A 19,793-nucleotide genomic window follows, 5' to 3' on the forward strand; every position below is an offset into this window, starting at 1 on the left:
TTTCGTGTAAATGTTCTGTTCAATAACCTATCTTGGGAAACCATGTTTACTGGCGGACCAGGCGACGAGTAAGGCCATAACGATCAACAGGATCAGGGAAATCGGCAGGAAACGAGCCCCCATCTGGTCCAGAAGGATGGCTCCGACGATCCCTCCTCCTCCGATCCCCAGGTTCCATGCTGTCACCAGCATGGATTGGGCAATATCGGCACTTTTGCCTCCAGCCTGCGCAATTGCAGTTTGTAATAACGTAGCCGCCCCTCCAAATGTAAGCCCCCAGGCGACTACTCCTAAAATGATCATCATCGGTTGATGGATAAAGATCCCCATCGCCAGCGAGGCCAGCGCAAATAGAACAAGGCTAACCAGAATCAATAATCTCATGTAACGGTCAATCAACAGCCCAACAATCCATATACCGATCACCGAAGTCACTCCAAAGATCATCAGAACCAGGTCCACCCGTTCGGACAGCATCGTCTCGCTCAGATAAGGTGAGATATACGTGTACAGAATGTTATGGGCCAGTACCCAGGTCAGAACAACAAACAATATGGGACGAACCCCCGGTATAACAAAAATCCGATGAAGCGCAAGCTGATGACGGGCAGGTTCCCCTTCATAATCAGGTACTTTCCAGAGCACCCACAATACAAGTGCAACCGTCAATAAGGAGACTGTTCCAAAAATAAGGCGCCATCCTACGTAATTTCCCAAAAAGGTTCCCAAGGGAACGCCCAGCGCAAGCGCGAGCGGTGTGCCCACCATGGCGACAGCCATCGCTTTTCCCTTTAACGAGCTTGAAACCATCCGGCGTGCGTAACCCGCAGTCATCCCCCACAACACTCCAGCAGATACACCCGCCATGAAGCGTGCAGCAAGGGTCAAACCATATACCGAAGATACGGCCGTAATCGTGTTGAAAACCAGAAAACCGAAGATGCATAATAGCAGCAGCGGCCTGCGTCTCCATCCACGAGTTGCTGTCGTCAGCGGAATTGCCGCCAGAAGAGATCCCACCGCATACAAAGTGACGAGCTGTCCAGCCAAACCTTCCCTGATCTCCAGATCTTGTGCTATTTGCGGCAGCAGCCCCGCCGGCAGGCTTTCTGTAAGAATGCATATAAATCCAGCCATGGCCAAAGCGAGCAGAGCTGACCAGGGGAGGCGTTCTTTTGCCATTGAGTTCGGGTTCACAAAGACTCTCCTTTATCCTTTATTTTGTATAGTCCAAAAGCCCTTTGGCCTACAGAATAAGCTTATAAAATCGGACCAACATTTGGCATACTTAATCAACGGCAGATCGATCGTTTTAGGAGGATAATCCATTTAATTACGGTGTTTCACTTCGAATTTCAATGTAAACGCTATTAAACAGTAATCATCGCATGCTGGATCATTACAGAGGATAGAAGATTATCGAAGGCAACATCGAAGATGATTGATAGCGCTCCTGTTACTCGCTAGAATAATAAGATAATACACAGGATTTGATTCCAGTACCTATAAAAACACACTGAACTCGACTTCATAGAGGGGGACATCCCGATGTACAATCTTACATCCATTGAGCACCATACCAGGCTGCCCTCTAACGGCAACCCGTTTACACATGGAAGCCCTTCTGGACACAGAGTCGGATCTCATTCTGTCCAATGAAGTACTTGTTGATGAATACGACGCGATCAGCGCGATTGGACCTGTCTATATGAGCAGCTACTTCAGCAATTCGCTTGAGTGGTTCAAGGATACAGCCAAAGTATTGGGCAAAGAAAAAGAGGCAGACGAAATCGTGGATCAGTTGTATCAAAAGGCGAAGGATCTTGGCACCAAAGTTGCTGCCAGCGATGCCGCGGATGACACCATTCTGATTTTTCGTTTGACCGATAAGCAGATTCAGGTGTTTGCCCCAAGTGACAAATCACCCGACGCCTTCTATTCTCCGAACCTGCTGTACGATATAGCCGGACTCCATGCACCTGATCTTGCCAAAGCAGGCATTGTCATGAATGAAGTTATTGAGAATGTGTCGCTCGAATTGTTGCCTGAATTGAATCCGGATCGTATTTTCATGATCATCTCCGGTAGTGAAGCAGATAACGAACAAGCACTCACCAAGCTGCGTGACAATGCAGTCTGGAAAGGCATGAAGGCTGTGAAGAACGACCAGGTTTACCTGGTGGACAACACGGTCTGGGTAGCTGGATTTGGACCGATTGCCTATGGTCAGGTTCTGGATGAAGTAGAAAAAGCTTTGCTTGGAAACTGAACACAAGATTACTAGAGATTTGAAACATAAATAAAAAAAACAGGTATGTCGTTTACATGAAGGGAGAAGGCCCTCAAGGTAAATGCATGCCTGTTTATGTTTATGTTTATGATTTCTCATTTTAATGTAAAGCCCCCGAGTAGGTTTCCATCAGTTCATTAGAGAGCTGAATGGCTTCGGAACGATTCGTTGCAGGCATGGAAAGCATGAGCCCATCTTCGGAGCTCCAGCTTTTACTGTTCTGCTCTCCGTTCGAATCCTCCTCCGAAATGGCGATGGTGAGTTTGCTGAATGCACGATCAACAAATAGTGTGCCGTATAAGAAGATATCCGTTTTCCCATTTTCAAAAATGATGTATTCTATCACTCCGTATCCTTTATGAAAACGAATTTCGAGCCTCTTTTGATCTTCGGGTACAGGGAAAGGTTCGCCTTCAATATCAATGGTTCCTCTGAATATGTAATCACCCGAGGTCGTTAGATAACGCTTGCCATCCATGTTGATATGAACCGTTTGCTCTGGTTCCCTGTTGTCTTCTCCCCCCAGCCGGTATTTTACACCCACACCATCAAGATGGATCGTTCTGGGCAGAAACAGAAGAACCACACTGATCACAATCATCAATACCCAGATGGCAAGCACGATCGAAATTATTTTTTTCCTCATGGTCCATCTCCTCAACTCATCGGTCTACAACTTTTGAAGATATACTGTCTCTTCCTGATCTTCATTCCATTGAATATGGACAGGGATGGGAAAGTCTTCATTCTCCAAATATTTCGGACCCGAGGCCTGCTTAATATCCCGGAAAGGTGTACCCAGATTTTCTTCCAATCCGCTTGCCATTAGATCTTTACCGCCAAATTGATAACCAACATCTTTCACCATATTTTCGTCCCCGATATATCGAATCGTAAATTCAACCATACCGGTTTAAAACCTGTTGGTGACCACAACTTTCCAATGCTCGCTTTCCCCATTCAGGGATATTATCTTGTCAGAACATCCTACGAGAATAAACAAGAGCACAACCATAGCCAGGTACTTAATCTTCATTTTCTTTCTCCCTCCTAATCAAAGATGGCATATGAATTAATTACAAATTATAACATATAAACCGCCCGCTTAACTTTTTCAATGTATTCCGTTTGTTCTTTATTCCGGCACTGAATCAGGCCTATGCTTACAGATGACTTAAAACGCACGGCTGAAGTTTGTACACAATTTTATACAAAAAAAAACCGGCCACCTCGTGACCGATTCAATCAGCTCCTCGGGGAGCGTTGGCATATATGTGCGAATGACAAAGAAAGTATGACTGGTACTCCTTAATGATACTCCAGAACGGCTCCTTCGGCTGTAGCTAATGATCGAATACAAAAGGCCAGCTTATGCTACCACGCAAAAACAAAAACACCTCCGTATTCCGTCGATGATGGCAACAGAGCAATATGCCGTGGAAGGTACTTTGTGATGGCGAGTATAGAATGGTTAATATATGATGGCGTGCGAAGGGTTACAACTTGTCCACCTGTAATAATGTTACCGGCTTCACCGTACAAGCTGGACTAATCTGCTCCTCAGTGAGTATGTTCAGCTTGATCAGGCTTTTCAGCTTATGACTGTCCACCTTGGACAGCAGTCGCCAGATGTCCGGATCGGGAAGGGATGCGTACAGCTTCTGATCATCATATTCCTTACGGTGCTGAAGCACCATTTTCACAGTGTATCCGCCAACTTGCGTCTCATAGACGCCCTGCTCCTCACAATACCCGACAATCTCATCTCGCAACACAGATAGTCGTTGTTCAATTTCTTTTTGTTGCTGTTTCAGTTCAAAATAGGTTTGCACCTTCTGTTCCATACCCATCACGCTCCTCTATACCATAGGTATGCAACGAAGGAGAGTTTAGGACAGAACTACAGCAGTTCATCATTTAAATATGAATTTTTGCCAATAATCTTTTTAATCCGCTGTATCACACCCGGGCCCATAGGAACATTAGACACTCGCTTTAATAGAATCCAGCGCAAACAAGCCATAGCTTCAAAAATCTCCGCATCGTCCGGTGTGTATTCCGATAGACTCTTGAATAGAGCACTGTACATCTTACCGTTTCGTTCCCCCGCATAGATCGTCATCAAAAAAATGGACCACGCCATATCGTACCTGGGATCACCGCGCTGCCCATTCGTCCAATCGATAATGGTGTATTGGTCATCTGCCTCCAGAACATTTCCCAGGTTATAATCACCATGGATCAAATGATCCTGCCTAAACTCAGTCCGTTGAAGAAGGCTGGCCAGAATCTGATGCATATCCTCATGCAGTTCAATGGAGGGAAAAAAATATCCTACGAAATCATATTGTGGTATGAAATTTGCATCCGCGTTACCCGTATCTTTTATATCATAACCATGGACTTGAATTAACTTTTGAGCCAATTGCTCCAGCTTGGTTTTGCTTAACTTGGCTATAGGCTCCCCGTCATAACTCATTAACAGGACTTGATTAGAATCCATATCCATGCCCCAACCGTACGGTTTGGAGACTTGTATTCCACTCTCGTATAGTTCAGATAATAGTTCATACTGGTTGCGAATATTAGGTTTGGAGTCCTTGTTCCATATCTTTAACACATAAGAGTGATCAGCGCATTCTATCTTCACAACGTCTGCTTCCAGCCCTGGTGATAGGGGAAGCATGTTATATGGTTTTCCAAGCAGGCAGCGAATTTCTTCGCTCAACTCCACCCAATGGATACTTTCCAGAGTTAACCTCATTTGGCCCGACCCTTCTCTATGAATTTAGAAATAACGGTATCTGATACTCCATTAATCTTTATAATGATTTATCAAAAACCTTCTGCCACTTCTTCTCTTCATATTCGATGGCAATATAGAACTGATGCGCATCTTCCCTTATCCCGTTTGATCGCACCCTGATTTTGTTAAACCCGTTTATCCGTGCCCATTTCTCACATTCGCTCATGATCTTTTTACCGATTCCCGCACCTCTATGATGCTCATCGACAACCAAGCCACCAATCTCGGCAAAAGGGGCACTCTCGATAGAATGTCTTCCCTGCACGTGACCCCAACCCACAACAACGGAATCAATCTCGGCTACACAAATATAATGATCGGTCAATGAGCTTAGTCGATTCAATCTTTCGCTGATTTCTGCTGTTGTACTGGTGTAACCCAGTTGACGGGATAATTGGCTCATCACCTCTCCATCCCCAATTCTAGCTTCTCTGCAATGAATCATAAACTCTCCTTTTCTCCCTAGTTATCAGGAGCAATAAGTCCTTTACCAATGAAATTGGCAGACACGGGCTTCTTGTCTAGTTCTCTGGACCATACCGATAATTGCCCCATATGGTGAATCTCATGAGCAATCACGTGACGCATCACTTCTCCCCACGATTCCTTGACGACGGTGCTATCCAATTCAGGATCGATGTAGGGTCTCTTTTCCATGCTGGAATCCCAGGATAGAACAAATGCCTCCACTTCGGGTCGCAGTTTGCGCTCAAACTGTCGTATAGCTTCCAGTGTTTTATAGTCTTCAAAGTTCTCTATACCATCCGGTTTGCCCTGCAATACTTGGAGCCAGCTCCACTCTACATCAATGATATGAAAAAACGTTTGTAATATATTGCCTACTCCACCTGTTCGAGGCTGAAGCAGCTCTTCCAGCGGTACATCCTCACACCACTGAAACCATTGCTCACGCACGATCCAGTTATAACGAAAGAAAGATTCCATTTAGCCATTCTCCTTTTCTATATCATGCGTTTTAAGTGTTTTGATCAGTTCCATATTGGCAAAAGTCTTGTCCGAATGCTCAAGGTGTTTTCCAAAATCCAATGTCATGCTTCCAAAAACTTATAGAAACTTATGCATCCATTACGTAATCACAGCACTAAACGGGCAAAATCATTATACTTACTTATCTGCCGGATAGTTCAACGGAAAGAAACAGCCTGTACAACCTGCAGGCTGCTTCATACTCATTTGAACTAACGTTACCCGTTAGCTTAAAAAACGTGTGGTGTATTCAACTGTAATCTTCAATCAAAGAAATTTTTCCTTCATTAATCTCGAATGTTGTCTTTCCTTTTAATTGCAGCTTATCCCCACTCTTTAATGCATTAGGAAAATCCACGGCAAGAATACCTTCATAATCTATTCCTACCTCTACTTTATCATTTATAACACTGTAATTGGTAATTGTCTGGCGACGGCTAGAGAACATCGTTGACGACTGTTCTGCCAACTCCCTAAATGCTTGTATTCCTCTGGTCTCCGTTGTAGTTTCTCCATTGGAAATATTACTGAATATTATGTCATTATGTAAGAGTTCGACCATTCTTTCAATTTCAAATGAATTGTATGCTTCAAGATAATTTTCAATTATGTCCCTTATCTCTTTACTAACCATAACCGTACTCCTCTCCTTTACATAAAAGATAATACCCTTGTTTACCTGGGCAACTTATTCTCAATGTAATATTACCATATATTTCTACATTTAAAATATCACGAAAACACCAAAATTCTAAGAATTTTCTGACATACTTATGGGTAAATATCTGACCTCTTTATGGGTTAAGTCTAAAATTTTTCCAGTTGTTAAACTTATGCTTCCACTACTTGATGAGCACTTCAGTATAACCTCGGTATTTTCACTAACAAATGGATAGCAAAGTAACGATATGGTTATTGCTTATAATTATGAAACACAAAATTGTATAAGGGAGGGAGTCTGTCAGTTTCAAATCCAAGGTGAGAACAAATAAAACCGGCAAAGTACGTTCATTTCAAACTAAGCAGCGCATTCACTGTAATTCCTCACTTCTTCAACAAAAGAAAAAGAACTAACTAATGATAGTCCGTTGAAATTTTTTTGAGTTGAAGACCATTCTGACGATATGTGACAGGCATTTCACTGATTTGTAGCAGAAATAACTATCGTGTGTATTTCAATTCCCACCTATTAATTGCGCTCGGTGAAACACTCATTTGTATTAGTGACTATTCTCTGCATCTGTTTAACTAACCTGCCCGATAGCTTATATAAGGCGTCATCACTCGTTTTCTCGTCCTCTACCGTCCCTAACGGTATACAAAAAAGGATCGTCAGCATATCTGCAACGATCCTTTTTTGTCAGCCTGCTAGTTGAAAACAACATCTGACGCCGGTAAATACCGAATTCAGTTTACAGCCTAAGATTTCTATTTTATTTCGTATTAAAGCTCTTCCTTCGTATTTGCAAGTTTAACAGAAAGCAATCCTGACATGTTGCCACCGTTTTTAGTGCTGATGCTAACCCAGTGGGTACCTGTTGCCCATGGTTTTGTTCCATATTCAGACCAAGTTGCACCAGGAGCTACAGAGAATAACATTTTTTGAGTACCAGACAGAGTACTTTGAGTAACTCGGACAGTGAGGGTTTCCTTAGATGTATTTTGAACCCAAACTTTGACCCATCCATAATTTGCTTGGATATTAAAACTCTTCGTGTAGCTACTTCCGGAAATCTGTGAATTCACAATCTCATTATCAACTGCCATTGGGGTAATGATTCCTTCGCCTTGTGTAGATGCAGTAGTTGCTGATGAGTCCCCTACATTATTTGTTGGTGCTGCAGATGCAACCGTGACAGCTGCTACCAAGGATAATGCCGACAAACCTACGAACAAAGTGCTTTTCTTCATAATTAAAAACCCCTCTTATTCAAAAATATACATAAAAATAGCTTTGCAAATTTACCATAAGTTACATGTATATACAATAAGAAAATAATTCCAATTTCAATGGGCGGCTAGCTCAAAAACATTACAGATGATACAAAAAAGTCACTTGCTTTCGCAAGTAGCCTTTAACCGCTAAGCCTAGTAAGATGATAATAAATAGAGAGGGGTATTCTCCCAAATCAAGAGCGCCTAATCAAAGGAGAGTTTATGAAAATCTCGATGCCTTTTTTGATAAAGGTGTGCTGAATAAAGTTGCCAGCGTATATCGCAATCATGATACCGACATACCTGCCGTTATTATCCCAAAAACGGGCACTGTACAAACAAGCGGGAATTTGGAAATCAGACTGCAAACCCCTGCGGGTGGATGGTGGTTCAGTGAAATCGTCCCCCTCAGTCTGCGAGGAATTCGCGACGATCTAATACTTGTCGGACCCAGCATACTGCTCCTAACGAGCGGTATGTTGTTGTTTTTTCGTTAGAGGGACGCTTGAAGCTACTCCAATTAAAAAAGAAGTGTTATACCATTGTGAAATCATGTGCAAAAAAATACCCGAACAAAGAAGCTTGGGTTTTCTGAATCTGATGAAACTTTCTTGTATACCTTTGCGGACGGTAGAGAACAGGGGAATTATATTAGACTAATAATATCCCATTAAGCTTCATGTCCAAGGTATACAAAAAGGATCGTCAGCATTTCTGCAACGATCCCTACTGTCAGTCCGCTAGCTGGCTGTATACCCGAATTATCATAAGCCTTCTATTGGGAACTCACGGCAACTTTTGATATGGTAAAAACAAAAGAGCCGCGATCGTCGCAGCTCCCTACTCTTTTGGTGTCGTTATTCTCTTCTTTACATAGAGTAAAACATGAATTCCAGCGTATATAAACAGGACATTAAATAAATACAGAAGAGCATTCACATATACAGTGGAAAGGAACCAGATCGTATCATCAGGTTTCTTATAGTGATAATCAGTAAAGAACCGCAATGGAAAACCATACTCTGTTCGTAAAGGCCCCTCTGTATAGGCTGTTCCTGGAATAAAGATCACAGCTAACACGGCAATCCAAGCCGAAAGATTAAATATTCTTTTATTAAACGTCAATTCATCTCATCCATTCATTACATTTTCGGTATCCACCATATTCGCAAACATGCTCAGAACCGTATTGTGATGTTCTATAATCTGCTCAGCTTGAAGAATATTGGAATTCCATGTGCTGTGAGCATCACGAACCAAGGTTAGTGCATAGCCAAGGCTACTTGCTCTGCGACAAGTCGTATCCACGCATATTTCCGTCTGCATGCCAGTCAGAATAAGATCCGTCACTCCGTTTTCTTGCAATTTCAAATTCAGATCTGTTTCGTGAAACGAATCCGGTGTTTGCTTTTCAATAATAAGGTCACCAGTGATCGGCGCAATGGACGGATGGATCGCCCAACCTGCCGTTCCACGCTCAAGGGGACTGCCTGCTCCTTCACTGTGCTGAATGTAGATAATGGAGTGACCTTTTTGCCGAGCCTTAGCAATGACGTGTTGTATTCTCTGAAGCAATAAGCCCCCTTGATATACGGGATCTGATTCATCGAACATGGCTACCTGAACATCGATTACAAGTAGTGCACAGTGGGTTGGCATCTTATATTCCTCCTGAAAAATAATATTAAATCAGCACTTGTTATGACTACTTCTTCCGTTTTCGCACCGTTAACAAACCTTCCAATCCCAGATCGATCAACACAAATAGTATAGCAGCAAGGACGCCAAATAAGGTCAAATTCAATGAATCTTTAAAATTCAAAATTTCTTCTCCAGCGCCCATGAGCAAATAATAGATATACATTCCTAAGACTCCAGCACATGCGTAGCCCAGTATTCTCAAACTTAGATAAATTACATAATTTGCGAAACGAGATCTACTCAACAGATAATCCAGCAATAAAGATAAAGGTAGCCCGATCAATGTGATCAGGGGAGTCGCATATACAAGATAAACAAGAATATAAAAATCAAAGTTGTAGGATTCATTCATGGATATTATACTTGCAATTAAAGTAAAACTAATGATGGTTAGAACGGTCGTTAGCAGCTTTCTTCCAATGTTCATCTCATCCCTCCCAGAAGGTTACCCACATTCATTGAATGTTCCTATGCGTCAGATTTTCCCGGTTGCCATCCGATTTCTTGGGACCATATATGAGCTTTCTCTAATATGCTCCACACCATCGGTCCTTTGCCTTCCACGTATTTTGGCCGCTGGTCCTTATATAATGCCATAAGCCTGTGCTTCTCTTCTGCATATTTCAATCGATCCTCTGGATGTTCCCTCAAATAATCTCTAAAAAGCAAGTTCATCTGCTCAGAGAAACTCCCTGCTTGTCTGACGTGTACATGTGTTCTCCTGCATCCGGGGACTTCGCGAAAGTATCGCTTGGTTTTATCCGGATTTTCTTCTCTGAATACGAAGCTCACCGCTTCGATTTCATGCCTGTAGTTAGGCAAATCTTCGTAATTGGATACGGAAATTTGTATATCTATGATGGGTTTGGCGTCCATTCCGACGATGGAAGTTGATCCGACATGGTCAATCCGCACAGCTGTTTCTCCCAACGCCTCTCTTAATTGCATCGCCGGTTTCGAGGAACATATGCCTCCAAGCAGGGTCATACGTTGCAATTCTCCATTGATCTTCCACGAAGTCCTCCCTTAGTTATCTAATCCAGCTACATAAGGAACAACACGTCTTTCTATACTTTTGTCACATTCTTAAATTATTAATTCGCTACAGATGTCATCCGAAAACTAAAAATCATCATTATTTATTCCTAGTTTTATTTGTTTCTTTAACTCAGTAATGTATTCGTATACATCATCAATATTTACTATACCTTCGATATTCCTCCTCAATAGATCAATGATAAAATTACTATCATTCTCTCTCAGCCTTATATCTTTTAAGTAGTTATCATTATAGTCATTAATAAAATCTAATTTGTTCTTATAAAACCGAAATCGTTCCAATACATAAATTTCCTTGAGATTAATGAATAAAGCAAAAAAAACCTTAAGATTTCTGGCTACTAAAGTTACTTGATTACCAGATGCCATTGGCTGAATAAAAATAATAGGAGCTTCTTCCAGATCACTAATTGATCCGTTAAACGTTAAAAAAGCAAAGTGGTCACCATCTACCCCTGTTCTTCCAAATACGATGGCATCATCTGGGGTACAGTAATATCTATCATCATCATTATTAAAACTAATATAAAAACCCACATAATCATCGAAGGTTCCATCATGTCGTTCACGTAGTTCCTTATCTATTCGGACGACGTCTACTAATGATTCAGGCATTTCATAATTTATTTTCACGTTTAAACACCTCTTCCTGATATCATAACTATGTACAAGTCTATTTGAAAACGCCAAAAGATAGTTTCATTATTATATTTAGTGAGGATTCCCGCATCGCTATACTTGTATTTCTTTGTTAGCATCTACATTACTTCTATTAATTCTATATTTTGAAACATATTTGCAAAAAAGAGAAGGAACAAAAGTCCCTCCCCTTACCTTTTCAGATATAATCACACTTAAATTTAGAAAACTCAGCTACAGAACCTTCTCCGCTCGCATATAGACCAATGAGCACCCCTGTAAATCCCCCGGCAACTTCCGAGGAAAGGTATTTCGTCTGTGCTGTACCTAAGAGGGTGTCCTTGCCATCTGCATGAATAAGGAAGCTGTAGCGTTCATGGCTTGCCTGTATAACCAATGTGGCATGATGATCACTTCCCAGTGCAACTTCATTTTCGACTGATTTGATATCCCCAATATTCAGACGCTCAATTACCTTATACCCGCTCTGCTCTTTGCGAATGGCCAAGTCATAATGGTGCTGTTCATCCATATAGATGGTGATGCCTGCCTCTCCATTCGTAATACTGACATCAACAGAGATGGTCGCGTCAAAGTCTTTTTGACGTAGGCCAATGAATGTCGGGGATGCCGGAACATCCAGAGTCACTTCGGTTCCTTTTAACTTTAAGTTGCCTTGCTCTAACAAGTAATTTTCTGTATTGGGATGACGAAGATAACACCAGTCCAGATTCCAATCCGTGTTCTCAAACGTATAGCTTTTCTTCTCTTGTTGAATGACTGTGTCGGAAATACGATCAGTGTCAAAACTTATAAGAGTCGTACCTTTATGTCCTGCCGTAAACCAGCCTTCCTCGTCGAAGGTAACTGGCGTAAGGAATACTTCCCGGCCCAGATGATGATAAGTAAGCCATTGTCCACTCTGACGGAATCCCAAATGCAAGATCCACCAATTGCCTTCCTCGTCCTGAATCAGGTCGCCATGGCCAACCCCCTGCAGTTCATAACCTCCCAAATTACGGTTGGTCAGAACAGGATTCTTGGCATAGGGCTCGAAAGGACCGGAAGGAGAATCTCCCCGCGCATACGTGACCATATGACCGTATTCGGTTCCGCCTTCAGATGCCATGAGGTAATAGTATCCATTGATTTTATACAAATGTGGGCTTTCCAGATAACGTCCGCCTGATCCTTGCCATACTGAACGGCTCGGGGTCTTTTTGCCACCTGTTTCAATGTCAATTTCACACTGAACGATTCCCCCAATCCCTTCATCGTCGGTACCATTGCTCATAAAGAAGGCCTTACCGTCTTCAAAATACAAATCCGGATCGATTCCCCCTTGATCCACAATAATCGGTTCTGACCACTCCCCGTATATATCGTCAGTCCATATGTAGAAATTCTGACGCGTGGTGTCGTTCGTCGTGGTCATATAGAATCGCCCGTTGTTGTATCGAATTGTTGGGGCGAAGACACCTCCCGAGCTGCTCACCGTCTCTAGGCGAATCTGGCTTTTTCGGGTTAAACAATGACCGATTTGGGTCCAATTCAATAAATCTTTGCTTTCAAAAAGCGGGACACCCGGAAAGTATTGAAAGGAACTGCACACCAAATAATAAGTGTCATCCACCTTGCAGATGCTTGGATCTGGATAGAACCCTTTAATGACGGGATTATTGTATTTCATTTGAGCCACCTCTTTTTCCATAATTCATATATTTAAGAATCCAACTTCATAAGCAGATAAAAAAATTAAACACTATCGCAAACATACTTTCAATGCATTAGAGTTGAAGAGTCATGTTAAATCCATTAAATTAATATATATATGATTTCAATAGACCTGGTTAGGAGATTGCTAAGGATGATCAAAGCGAACGGAGAAGCGAAATTTATACCGTTATACGAAGCGCTGGCAAGCGAGGTTAGATGGAGAATCATGGATTTGATTGCAGATAGCGAAATGAATGTAAAAGATATTGCGGCTGCGTTAGAACTTAGCCCCTCCATCGTCACGATGCACATACGAAAGCTTGAGCAAGCCGGACTGATTGATAGCCGTAGGATACGCCTGAATGGAGGCACGCACAAATTGTGTTCCCTCAAACAAAATAATATCGAGATCGAACTACCATCCGCCAGCTGGACAGCAAGGATTAGAGAGCAGACGATTTCAGTGGGGCACTATACTGCATTTGAAGTCCATCCTACCTGCGGTCTTGGGACGCATGAGAAAGAGATCGGTGTTTGGGACGACCCACGCTACTTTCTTGATCCTGAGCGGGTTCACGCTGCCATCCTCTGGTTCGGAAGGGGTTATGTAGAATACAAAACGCCTAACTATTTGCTTCCCGATGAGACTGCTAACGCCATTGAAATTTCAGTGGAAGTGGCTTCTGAAGCCCCGGGTTTACGAGATCATTGGCCATCGGATATCCGATTTACGTTTAATGGTATTTCGCTTGGAACCTGGACAAGCCCCGCTGACTTCGGAAGAGCTGCTCGAGGCAAATATACGCCGACATGGTGGCATCGCAATGTGAATCAATATGGATTATTAAAGACGATCCGTGTTGATGACTCGGGTACGTATATGGATGGAGAGCGGATGTCGAACGTGACTATCGAGGATATCAAACTAGAGGAACCATTCTGGACGCTTCGATTCACGGTTGACGAGGAGGGGGCTCACGTTGGGGGATTAACACTCTATGGTTCCGGGTTCGGCAATCATGACCAGGATATTGTCATACGCGTACAACGTTAATCTTTCTTTATGTAGTAACGAATAATCCCGTTCTTCTCTTCAAACGCATGCCCCTATTTGAATGAACGGGATACTACTTTATGCAGTTAAGAAGCCTTCTATATTCAACCCCATGAACATGAATAAGCACATTCTGGGCTGCCAACCTTTCGAAAATATCCAACATATCCCCAAATGGATTTTCAAAATAAACGATCAGGTGTTCAAAATTTGCAGTGGATTTCAAAAAGTTATAAAAAAAATAAGGGTCCATGTTTCCCACATCATCTTTACTGCCCAGAGAAACCTCCAACGTTTGGCCTGTTTCTGCATTCTCGAACATGCAATGCTCTCCATGAACATCGAAATGCCATTTTCCACTCAAATACTCTTCACCGTTTAATACTTCTTCATTGGAAAGCAAGTAGTACGCTCCATTGATAATCTCTTCCTTTTCAGCCTGGCTGGTTTCCGAGATCAATTTGTCGATCAGTTCTTGTGCAATCCTCTTGTACGTGTCCATCGCTTCCAATAATGTATCCGATGTTTCTTTGGTTAAAGCGTGCATCTCTTACCTCCTGCCTTCTTTTCACCATTAATTGGTTCTTATATGCCTTACCATAGCCCCATTTTCCAGTTCTTGTTCCAATAACAAATCCAGCAATCCATCAGGTACCAGCTTTACATCATCCATTGTAGTTGAAAAATAAGTGATTGGTTTCCAACATGCCTTATAGCGAATAGAGCCTTCTATTCCAACAAATTCTTCCTGATTGTATTGAGATTTATCTACAAATGACGCTTCATAGATAAAATCAATTTCATGACCCATTTCATTTTCTATTCCAAAAATATTTTCAATAATAGAAATCAATCGAGGCTCTTCGATCTCTTGATCCAACTCTTCTTTGAGCTCCCTGATCAGAGTTTGCTTACTGTTCTCACCGAACTCTATCGTTCCACCAATAGGTCTGTAGAAAGTAGTTGAAATATCCGGGAAGTTAATTTCCTGAACCAAAATGCGGTCTTCTTTCCTCAAAATAGCTAGTGAGACAGAACGAATTTTCATTTTTTTCTCCTTAACCTATGTTTGTTTTTATTCCTTTGTACTAAATGTCTGAATATACTTTCTGGTATCATCTCTGAATGTTTCCGTATAATGATCATCTGTGAAATCTTTTAATACCTTTCGCCAGAACGCTATTGCAGGAGTGTTACTCTCCATCTGGGCGAGTGCCCAATCTGCCTTGTATAACTCAAATGTCTGCATCGCAGCAGCATATCCAACTCCACTTCTTCTAAACTTCTTTAGGATCATAAAATCATAGATCACATGTGTAGGATCTGGATCGGTATCTAAATTTTCAAGGAGTACAATCACAAAGCCAGCTATAATGCCAGAAATCTTAATGAAATATGGCCTCCATCTGTCATCACCTTCCCAAATAAAGTCAATATTCATATCGTACTTGCCTTCTTTGTTTATATCCTGGCTTGTAAATTCGCTGAAATCATAATGGTAGAGTTGATATAGATTCGATAACATATTTTTCTCTGCAAACTTCACTGGAATAAGGTCTACTATCATAATGCCTCCCATAACTTTTTAATTTCTCACGTCTAAACATTGGTGCTCCAACGGATAGAGCTATTGACGGCTTGAACGCATGGCCTTTACATGTTTTAAACTGCTGTCATTTAAGAACTCTTTATATTCTTCGGATTCAACAGCGTAGATCGCTACTTTTCCTTGTGAATTATGATGAATACCCCAACCGTAACGCTTACCCAAGGAAGAAGTGCGAAGACAGGGTTGTCCCTTGGAGAAAAACTTGGTTCTTTCTATGGATCTTTGTTCATCGGGAATATCATTGCGCTGCGCGAACACTTCAAACATGACATCCTCTTGCGTATATTGATAAGGATGGTTTGTTATCATTTCATACTGTAGAGCTGGAACGGTCTTGGAGCCATTTTTGGTTTTGGGGATCTCTGCCACTTTAACAGGACAGTCTTCTGCAACTGCAACAAAAGTTTCATAATAGTTCTTGTCTTTCATCTATATATCCTCCCATCTATTCAGAAAAATATGGATATGAATATACAATCAAGTTTGAGCTGTTTTATAAATATTTCTTAAAAGCCTTGCTGGATTCCCCATCGTATCCTAATTTCGTGTAGAAGCCATGTGCCTCGTATCTGGATGAACCACTGGTGAGAAACACCTTTATACAATTTTTCTGTATGCATACATTCTCTATATACTTCATAAGTTCAGATCCATATCCCTTGCTCTGCACATGCTCCGTAATGATAACCCGCTCAACCACACCAAACGGTCTATTTTCCACCAGGACATCCAGACAGATATGTAAATGCGCAGTCCCAATAACCTGATCACCAACTTCGTAAACAAATAAGAAACTATTGGGATTATTCCTTACTTCTTCAATCCGCTCCGCCAGTACCTTCGTATTCAGGTTGTTCGGTAATAATTCTTTGTACAACCTTTCAATAACCTCGACATCCCTTGCTTCGGCCTCTCTAATCATCATGTTCCACTCCTCAACTTAAATAGTAAATTAAATGACAACTACGTCCATCATAACCTAAAAAGTGGTATATGCGAACAGTTCCTTCCTCTTTTCTCACCTGCTGATTAGCAGTTCTTTCCTTACAGATCCAGAACAAAAAACCACGGTTTCCCGTGGTCCATCCATTCCATTATATTCTATCCTACACCGACCCACTTACCAGTCTTCCTTCAAACCATACCGCTTGACGCGCAGACCTTCTGGCAACCGCCTCTGCCGAGCAGCTTGCTTCTACCAGTACAAAACTAGCTGTGTCCCCTACCTTCGGCCATACCTGTTGTCCCTCTGAATCCAGTGGAGTGATGCCACTTGTGACAAATGCAAGAGACTGAGCCAAGGAGCGCTCATCGTTATACCCGTACAGTTCGGCGAAGCGGCCCGCTTTCTCCAGTTGATCTCCATTGCCAAACGGAGACCAATGATCCGTCAAACTATCAGTCGCCAGCTTCACGTTCACCCCATGTTGATGGAGCATCGGAAGTGGCATCATCATTTTACCGATAGGCACGGTCGAAGCAACGCTCATACCAAGGGAGGCCATTCGCTTGGCCATATCTTCCGTTTCTTGCTGCTCCGCACGGGCGAACCAGAACGCATGGCTTACGGTAACTTTACCCTGAAGTCCTGCTTCTTCGGTCAAATCAGCCAATTGCAGCAACGTTTGTTTACCCGGTTCTCCGGAATCATGCAAATGAATATCGATACCTGCCTGATACTGAACAGCCAGTTCGACCATTGCGTTTAGCGATTTCTCGATATGCTCGTCCACGGTGTGAGGATCAAGTCCACCTACATGAGTGGCCCCTTCCGCCATGGCTTGACGCATGAGTTCAACCGAATTAGAGCGGAGAAGTCCATGCTGCGGGAAAGCGACGATTTCAGAGGATATTTTGCCCGAAAATGTCTCCAATGCCTGCTTTGTCGCTTCCAGCCGTTTCAACCCGCTGACCGATTCAATATTGCAATGACTGCGCACATGGGTGGACCCATACCCCTGAATCAGGCCCAGAATGCTCTCCGCCTGACGCTTCGCATCGGGTAATAGCTTGGGAAGCAACACTTTCTCTTCTTCGATACGTTCGAAAATGCTGGAGATGCGTCGCACCGCTTTCCATGGTGCATCATAATACGTTTTATCCAAATGAATGTGGGCTTCCTCGAACGAAGGCAACAGCAGCAGTCCTTTACCATCAACCTGCGGCAATTCGCTTGTTAATTCCGTATCCCCATCCACAATGGCTGCAATGACTCCATCTTCAATCCGTAGATGACCAAGGCTTGTCCGAGTACCAGTTACCTGCTCGTCTTCCATTACATAACTTTGCTCCAATGATACGTTGGTTAACCAATATTCCTGCTTCAACATGGTCACTCCCTCTTTCCACTCGGTCTATCTTGCATCGAGTACCGATTCATCTGTGGTCAATGGTACCATAGGACTTCATTCAGCAAAAATATATAAAACGTTGGTGTTCCATACGATTATCGTTTAGATATTACTGGACTTCCCCATTAGTATACGAAGTGTGATATATCCCAAAACTTGAATCACAAATACCATAGCCACAAACTCAACCAGAATGCTGTTGCCTGCACTTAAATCAGTCATGATATCTTTCAAAATTAGGCCAGGTTGCTTCAGGACATCCCAACTATTCCATCGATTAAATCTCCCGATGTATACCCCTAGACTGCTCAGGAGTAAAATAACGCCTACAACTACCATACCGCTAAATTGGTTTAATCGTTTATTTAACAATTTGTGGATTTGATGTATCGAGCAAATGGACAGAAGTAAACCCAGTATAGCTACGGTAAACGTCAGGGTGAGGCTGTACCAAAAATCAATATTAACCCAGAATTTAGTTTCCCCTTGAGGGTCAAAGTATCTGAATGTATGCAGGATTTCTGTGAAAAGATATGCCGAATTCGGTAGAAAGAACAACCAGCCTGCACACATCACCCCGACCAATGCGATACTCGTTTTTGTAAGTTTCATATTGCATACATAACTAATCGTTGATGAAATGATGAATGGAACCCATGCTAAGAAAATGTCCCACGTTAAAAATTGATACATGTTCGTGTTTGTTTTGGTACGCAAGTAGACAGCAACAAGTAGACAACCTATGGTAGCAACGATTAAAACACTACTCATTTTTAAATAAATCGTATTTTTATTATTGTTCATTTCTTCGCTTCGATTTCCCTTTCCTTCATGGTATGCCTGAGCAATCCCGATCACCTGATCATTGATTTCATAAACAGCCGTGACTCCGCCTTCCTAGTAATCCACGTCCATCATAACCCAAAATGTGGTATATGCGAACATAGCGGAATAAACCCAGAAGGAAGACAAAAACTTTCGCGATATTTTCGTTCATTTCTCACATCCTCACAACAAAAAAACCACGGTAGCCCGTGGTTCCGTCTCTTATAACGAAGGTACTCTCTCTAAAAATTAAACCGCGCATGCCCGCCATCCGTCACGCCTTCGATCTGTTCAATATCCAGCAGTCTTCGCTTCATCTCCAGTCCTCCGCGAAAACCGGTCAGCTTGCGGTTGGCACCAATAATGCGATGACATGGCAGCAGTACCGGAATGGGGTTGGCTCCATTGGCGGCCCCAACAGCTCGTACCGCTGAAGGTCTTCCCACCGCGGCAGCAATGTCGCCATAGGTTCTTGTCTCACCATAAGGAACATTCCCCAACTCCGTCCATACCTGCTGTTGGAATGTCGTTCCGATCAAATCAAGTGGAATTTCATCTGTGAAAGCCACTTTGTCTCCGGAAAAATAGGATTGCAGCCAATCCATCATGCCCGTCTGCTTCAACGCTGCTTCATTCTCTTCGAGCTCCACTCCAGGAGCAATTCGGCCAATCCAACTGATCCAATCTTCCAGCGTTTCATTGGGCATGATGACCCGGCATAACCCTTTTTCGGTGGCAAGCAATACCCACGGACGACCGTCTAATTCCATTTTGGTCCACATGATGCTCTTTCTCATACGTCTATCGTCCTTTCCCCTCGT

At 42.5% G+C, this 19,793-nt stretch carries 24 protein-coding genes; 2 read left to right on the forward strand and 22 right to left on the reverse strand.

The features are described from left to right. Positions 1–27: 27 nt before the first annotated feature. The gene (locus ACDJ58_RS22475; protein ID WP_413379787.1) at positions 28–1,182 is read right to left on the reverse strand and encodes an MFS transporter; all 1,155 of its coding nucleotides are present in this window, start codon (positions 1,180–1,182) and stop codon (positions 28–30) included. A 430-nt stretch (positions 1,183–1,612) separates the two neighbouring features. Between ACDJ58_RS22475 and ACDJ58_RS22480 the strand changes: the two genes are divergently transcribed. Then, positions 1,613–2,269 (forward strand): ABC transporter substrate-binding protein, encoded by a 657-nt coding sequence (locus ACDJ58_RS22480; RefSeq protein WP_413373015.1) that lies wholly within the window; start codon positions 1,613–1,615, stop codon positions 2,267–2,269. A gap of 121 nt (positions 2,270–2,390) precedes the next feature. On the opposite strand, the gene ACDJ58_RS22485 is transcribed toward ACDJ58_RS22480, so the two are convergent. The 13 genes from ACDJ58_RS22485 to ACDJ58_RS22545 form a co-directional block, all read right to left on the reverse strand. Beyond that, positions 2,391–2,936, reverse strand: a complete 546-nt coding sequence (locus ACDJ58_RS22485; RefSeq protein WP_413373016.1) for a hypothetical protein — start codon at positions 2,934–2,936, stop codon at positions 2,391–2,393. 24 nt (positions 2,937–2,960) lie between these two features. Further along, positions 2,961–3,197, reverse strand: a complete 237-nt coding sequence (locus tag ACDJ58_RS22490) for a hypothetical protein (RefSeq protein WP_413373017.1) — start codon at positions 3,195–3,197, stop codon at positions 2,961–2,963. A 589-nt stretch (positions 3,198–3,786) separates the two neighbouring features. After that, on the reverse strand, positions 3,787–4,140 hold the full coding sequence (locus ACDJ58_RS22495; RefSeq protein WP_413373018.1) for a hypothetical protein: 354 nt from the start codon (positions 4,138–4,140) through the stop codon (positions 3,787–3,789). Between the two features lie 50 nt (positions 4,141–4,190). Then, positions 4,191–5,054 carry a phosphotransferase gene (locus tag ACDJ58_RS22500; protein ID WP_413373019.1) on the reverse strand — a complete coding sequence of 288 codons (864 nt, stop codon included), beginning with the start codon at positions 5,052–5,054 and terminating at the stop codon, positions 4,191–4,193. A 58-nt stretch (positions 5,055–5,112) separates the two neighbouring features. Then, entirely contained in the window at positions 5,113–5,499 is a 387-nt protein-coding gene (locus ACDJ58_RS22505) for a GNAT family N-acetyltransferase (RefSeq protein WP_413373020.1), read from the reverse strand. Between the two features lie 59 nt (positions 5,500–5,558). Beyond that, entirely contained in the window at positions 5,559–6,041 is a 483-nt protein-coding gene (locus ACDJ58_RS22510) for a DinB family protein (RefSeq protein ID WP_413373021.1), read from the reverse strand. Between the two features lie 292 nt (positions 6,042–6,333). Beyond that, positions 6,334–6,717: a nuclear transport factor 2 family protein gene (locus ACDJ58_RS22515; protein ID WP_413373022.1), complete on the reverse strand. Its 384-nt coding sequence runs from the start codon at positions 6,715–6,717 to the stop codon at positions 6,334–6,336. Between the two features lie 809 nt (positions 6,718–7,526). After that, complete coding sequence (locus ACDJ58_RS22520) at positions 7,527–7,994, reverse strand: hypothetical protein (RefSeq protein WP_413373023.1); 468 nt, start codon at positions 7,992–7,994, stop codon at positions 7,527–7,529. A gap of 1,155 nt (positions 7,995–9,149) precedes the next feature. Beyond that, the gene (locus ACDJ58_RS22525) at positions 9,150–9,677 is read right to left on the reverse strand and encodes a cysteine hydrolase family protein (protein ID WP_413373024.1); all 528 of its coding nucleotides are present in this window, start codon (positions 9,675–9,677) and stop codon (positions 9,150–9,152) included. 46 nt (positions 9,678–9,723) lie between these two features. Continuing rightward, positions 9,724–10,146 (reverse strand): hypothetical protein, encoded by a 423-nt coding sequence (locus tag ACDJ58_RS22530; protein ID WP_413373025.1) that lies wholly within the window; start codon positions 10,144–10,146, stop codon positions 9,724–9,726. 41 nt (positions 10,147–10,187) lie between these two features. Continuing rightward, positions 10,188–10,706, reverse strand: coding sequence for a GrpB family protein (locus ACDJ58_RS22535; RefSeq protein WP_413373026.1), 519 nt, complete (start codon positions 10,704–10,706; stop codon positions 10,188–10,190). 135 nt (positions 10,707–10,841) lie between these two features. Next, the gene (locus tag ACDJ58_RS22540) at positions 10,842–11,411 is read right to left on the reverse strand and encodes a hypothetical protein (protein WP_413373027.1); all 570 of its coding nucleotides are present in this window, start codon (positions 11,409–11,411) and stop codon (positions 10,842–10,844) included. Positions 11,412–11,616: 205 nt separating this feature from the next. Then, positions 11,617–13,107 (reverse strand): glycoside hydrolase family 43 protein, encoded by a 1,491-nt coding sequence (locus ACDJ58_RS22545; RefSeq protein WP_413373028.1) that lies wholly within the window; start codon positions 13,105–13,107, stop codon positions 11,617–11,619. A gap of 177 nt (positions 13,108–13,284) precedes the next feature. Here ACDJ58_RS22545 and ACDJ58_RS22550 point away from each other — a divergent pair, with 177 nt between their 5' ends. Continuing rightward, a complete protein-coding gene (locus ACDJ58_RS22550) occupies positions 13,285–14,187 on the forward strand; it encodes an ArsR/SmtB family transcription factor (protein WP_413373029.1) in 903 nt (300 codons plus the stop codon). A gap of 73 nt (positions 14,188–14,260) precedes the next feature. On the opposite strand, the gene ACDJ58_RS22555 is transcribed toward ACDJ58_RS22550, so the two are convergent. The 8 genes from ACDJ58_RS22555 to ACDJ58_RS22590 form a co-directional block, all read right to left on the reverse strand. After that, positions 14,261–14,734, reverse strand: coding sequence for a DUF6896 domain-containing protein (locus tag ACDJ58_RS22555; protein WP_413373030.1), 474 nt, complete (start codon positions 14,732–14,734; stop codon positions 14,261–14,263). Positions 14,735–14,761: 27 nt separating this feature from the next. After that, positions 14,762–15,235 (reverse strand): NUDIX hydrolase, encoded by a 474-nt coding sequence (locus ACDJ58_RS22560; RefSeq protein WP_413373031.1) that lies wholly within the window; start codon positions 15,233–15,235, stop codon positions 14,762–14,764. Between the two features lie 27 nt (positions 15,236–15,262). After that, positions 15,263–15,754 carry a GNAT family N-acetyltransferase gene (locus ACDJ58_RS22565; RefSeq protein ID WP_413373033.1) on the reverse strand — a complete coding sequence of 164 codons (492 nt, stop codon included), beginning with the start codon at positions 15,752–15,754 and terminating at the stop codon, positions 15,263–15,265. Positions 15,755–15,814: 60 nt separating this feature from the next. Next, on the reverse strand, positions 15,815–16,225 hold the full coding sequence (locus tag ACDJ58_RS22570; protein ID WP_413373034.1) for a DUF6157 family protein: 411 nt from the start codon (positions 16,223–16,225) through the stop codon (positions 15,815–15,817). Between the two features lie 64 nt (positions 16,226–16,289). Further along, positions 16,290–16,721 (reverse strand): GNAT family N-acetyltransferase, encoded by a 432-nt coding sequence (locus tag ACDJ58_RS22575; protein WP_413373035.1) that lies wholly within the window; start codon positions 16,719–16,721, stop codon positions 16,290–16,292. 181 nt (positions 16,722–16,902) lie between these two features. Continuing rightward, positions 16,903–18,126 carry an amidohydrolase gene (locus ACDJ58_RS22580; protein WP_413373036.1) on the reverse strand — a complete coding sequence of 408 codons (1,224 nt, stop codon included), beginning with the start codon at positions 18,124–18,126 and terminating at the stop codon, positions 16,903–16,905. 123 nt (positions 18,127–18,249) lie between these two features. Beyond that, positions 18,250–19,005 carry a DUF1361 domain-containing protein gene (locus ACDJ58_RS22585; RefSeq protein WP_413373037.1) on the reverse strand — a complete coding sequence of 252 codons (756 nt, stop codon included), beginning with the start codon at positions 19,003–19,005 and terminating at the stop codon, positions 18,250–18,252. A 209-nt stretch (positions 19,006–19,214) separates the two neighbouring features. Next, positions 19,215–19,769 carry a methylated-DNA--[protein]-cysteine S-methyltransferase gene (locus ACDJ58_RS22590; protein ID WP_413373038.1) on the reverse strand — a complete coding sequence of 185 codons (555 nt, stop codon included), beginning with the start codon at positions 19,767–19,769 and terminating at the stop codon, positions 19,215–19,217. Positions 19,770–19,793: the final 24 nt, after the last annotated feature.

The organism is Paenibacillus taichungensis (genome assembly GCF_047302525.1).
In the GTDB taxonomy this organism is placed as follows: Bacteria; Bacillota; Bacilli; order Paenibacillales; family Paenibacillaceae; genus Paenibacillus; species Paenibacillus taichungensis_B.

Coding starts and splice junctions, on each gene's coding strand:
- ACDJ58_RS22475 (WP_413379787.1), bottom strand. CDS start 1,182: ATGGCAAAAGAACGCCTCCCCTGGTCAGCTCTGCTCGCTTTGGCCATG.
- ACDJ58_RS22480 (WP_413373015.1), top strand. CDS start 1,613: ATGGAAGCCCTTCTGGACACAGAGTCGGATCTCATTCTGTCCAATGAA.
- ACDJ58_RS22485 (WP_413373016.1), bottom strand. CDS start 2,936: ATGAGGAAAAAAATAATTTCGATCGTGCTTGCCATCTGGGTATTGATG.
- ACDJ58_RS22490 (WP_413373017.1), bottom strand. CDS start 3,197: ATGGTTGAATTTACGATTCGATATATCGGGGACGAAAATATGGTGAAA.
- ACDJ58_RS22495 (WP_413373018.1), bottom strand. CDS start 4,140: ATGGGTATGGAACAGAAGGTGCAAACCTATTTTGAACTGAAACAGCAA.
- ACDJ58_RS22500 (WP_413373019.1), bottom strand. CDS start 5,054: ATGAGGTTAACTCTGGAAAGTATCCATTGGGTGGAGTTGAGCGAAGAA.
- ACDJ58_RS22505 (WP_413373020.1), bottom strand. CDS start 5,499: ATGAGCCAATTATCCCGTCAACTGGGTTACACCAGTACAACAGCAGAA.
- ACDJ58_RS22510 (WP_413373021.1), bottom strand. CDS start 6,041: ATGGAATCTTTCTTTCGTTATAACTGGATCGTGCGTGAGCAATGGTTT.
- ACDJ58_RS22515 (WP_413373022.1), bottom strand. CDS start 6,717: ATGGTTAGTAAAGAGATAAGGGACATAATTGAAAATTATCTTGAAGCA.
- ACDJ58_RS22520 (WP_413373023.1), bottom strand. CDS start 7,994: ATGAAGAAAAGCACTTTGTTCGTAGGTTTGTCGGCATTATCCTTGGTA.
- ACDJ58_RS22525 (WP_413373024.1), bottom strand. CDS start 9,677: ATGCCAACCCACTGTGCACTACTTGTAATCGATGTTCAGGTAGCCATG.
- ACDJ58_RS22530 (WP_413373025.1), bottom strand. CDS start 10,146: ATGAACATTGGAAGAAAGCTGCTAACGACCGTTCTAACCATCATTAGT.
- ACDJ58_RS22535 (WP_413373026.1), bottom strand. CDS start 10,706: ATGACCCTGCTTGGAGGCATATGTTCCTCGAAACCGGCGATGCAATTA.
- ACDJ58_RS22545 (WP_413373028.1), bottom strand. CDS start 13,107: ATGAAATACAATAATCCCGTCATTAAAGGGTTCTATCCAGATCCAAGC.
- ACDJ58_RS22550 (WP_413373029.1), top strand. CDS start 13,285: ATGATCAAAGCGAACGGAGAAGCGAAATTTATACCGTTATACGAAGCG.
- ACDJ58_RS22555 (WP_413373030.1), bottom strand. CDS start 14,734: ATGCACGCTTTAACCAAAGAAACATCGGATACATTATTGGAAGCGATG.
- ACDJ58_RS22560 (WP_413373031.1), bottom strand. CDS start 15,235: ATGAAAATTCGTTCTGTCTCACTAGCTATTTTGAGGAAAGAAGACCGC.
- ACDJ58_RS22565 (WP_413373033.1), bottom strand. CDS start 15,754: ATGATAGTAGACCTTATTCCAGTGAAGTTTGCAGAGAAAAATATGTTA.
- ACDJ58_RS22570 (WP_413373034.1), bottom strand. CDS start 16,225: ATGAAAGACAAGAACTATTATGAAACTTTTGTTGCAGTTGCAGAAGAC.
- ACDJ58_RS22575 (WP_413373035.1), bottom strand. CDS start 16,721: ATGATGATTAGAGAGGCCGAAGCAAGGGATGTCGAGGTTATTGAAAGG.
- ACDJ58_RS22580 (WP_413373036.1), bottom strand. CDS start 18,126: ATGTTGAAGCAGGAATATTGGTTAACCAACGTATCATTGGAGCAAAGT.
- ACDJ58_RS22590 (WP_413373038.1), bottom strand. CDS start 19,769: ATGAGAAAGAGCATCATGTGGACCAAAATGGAATTAGACGGTCGTCCG.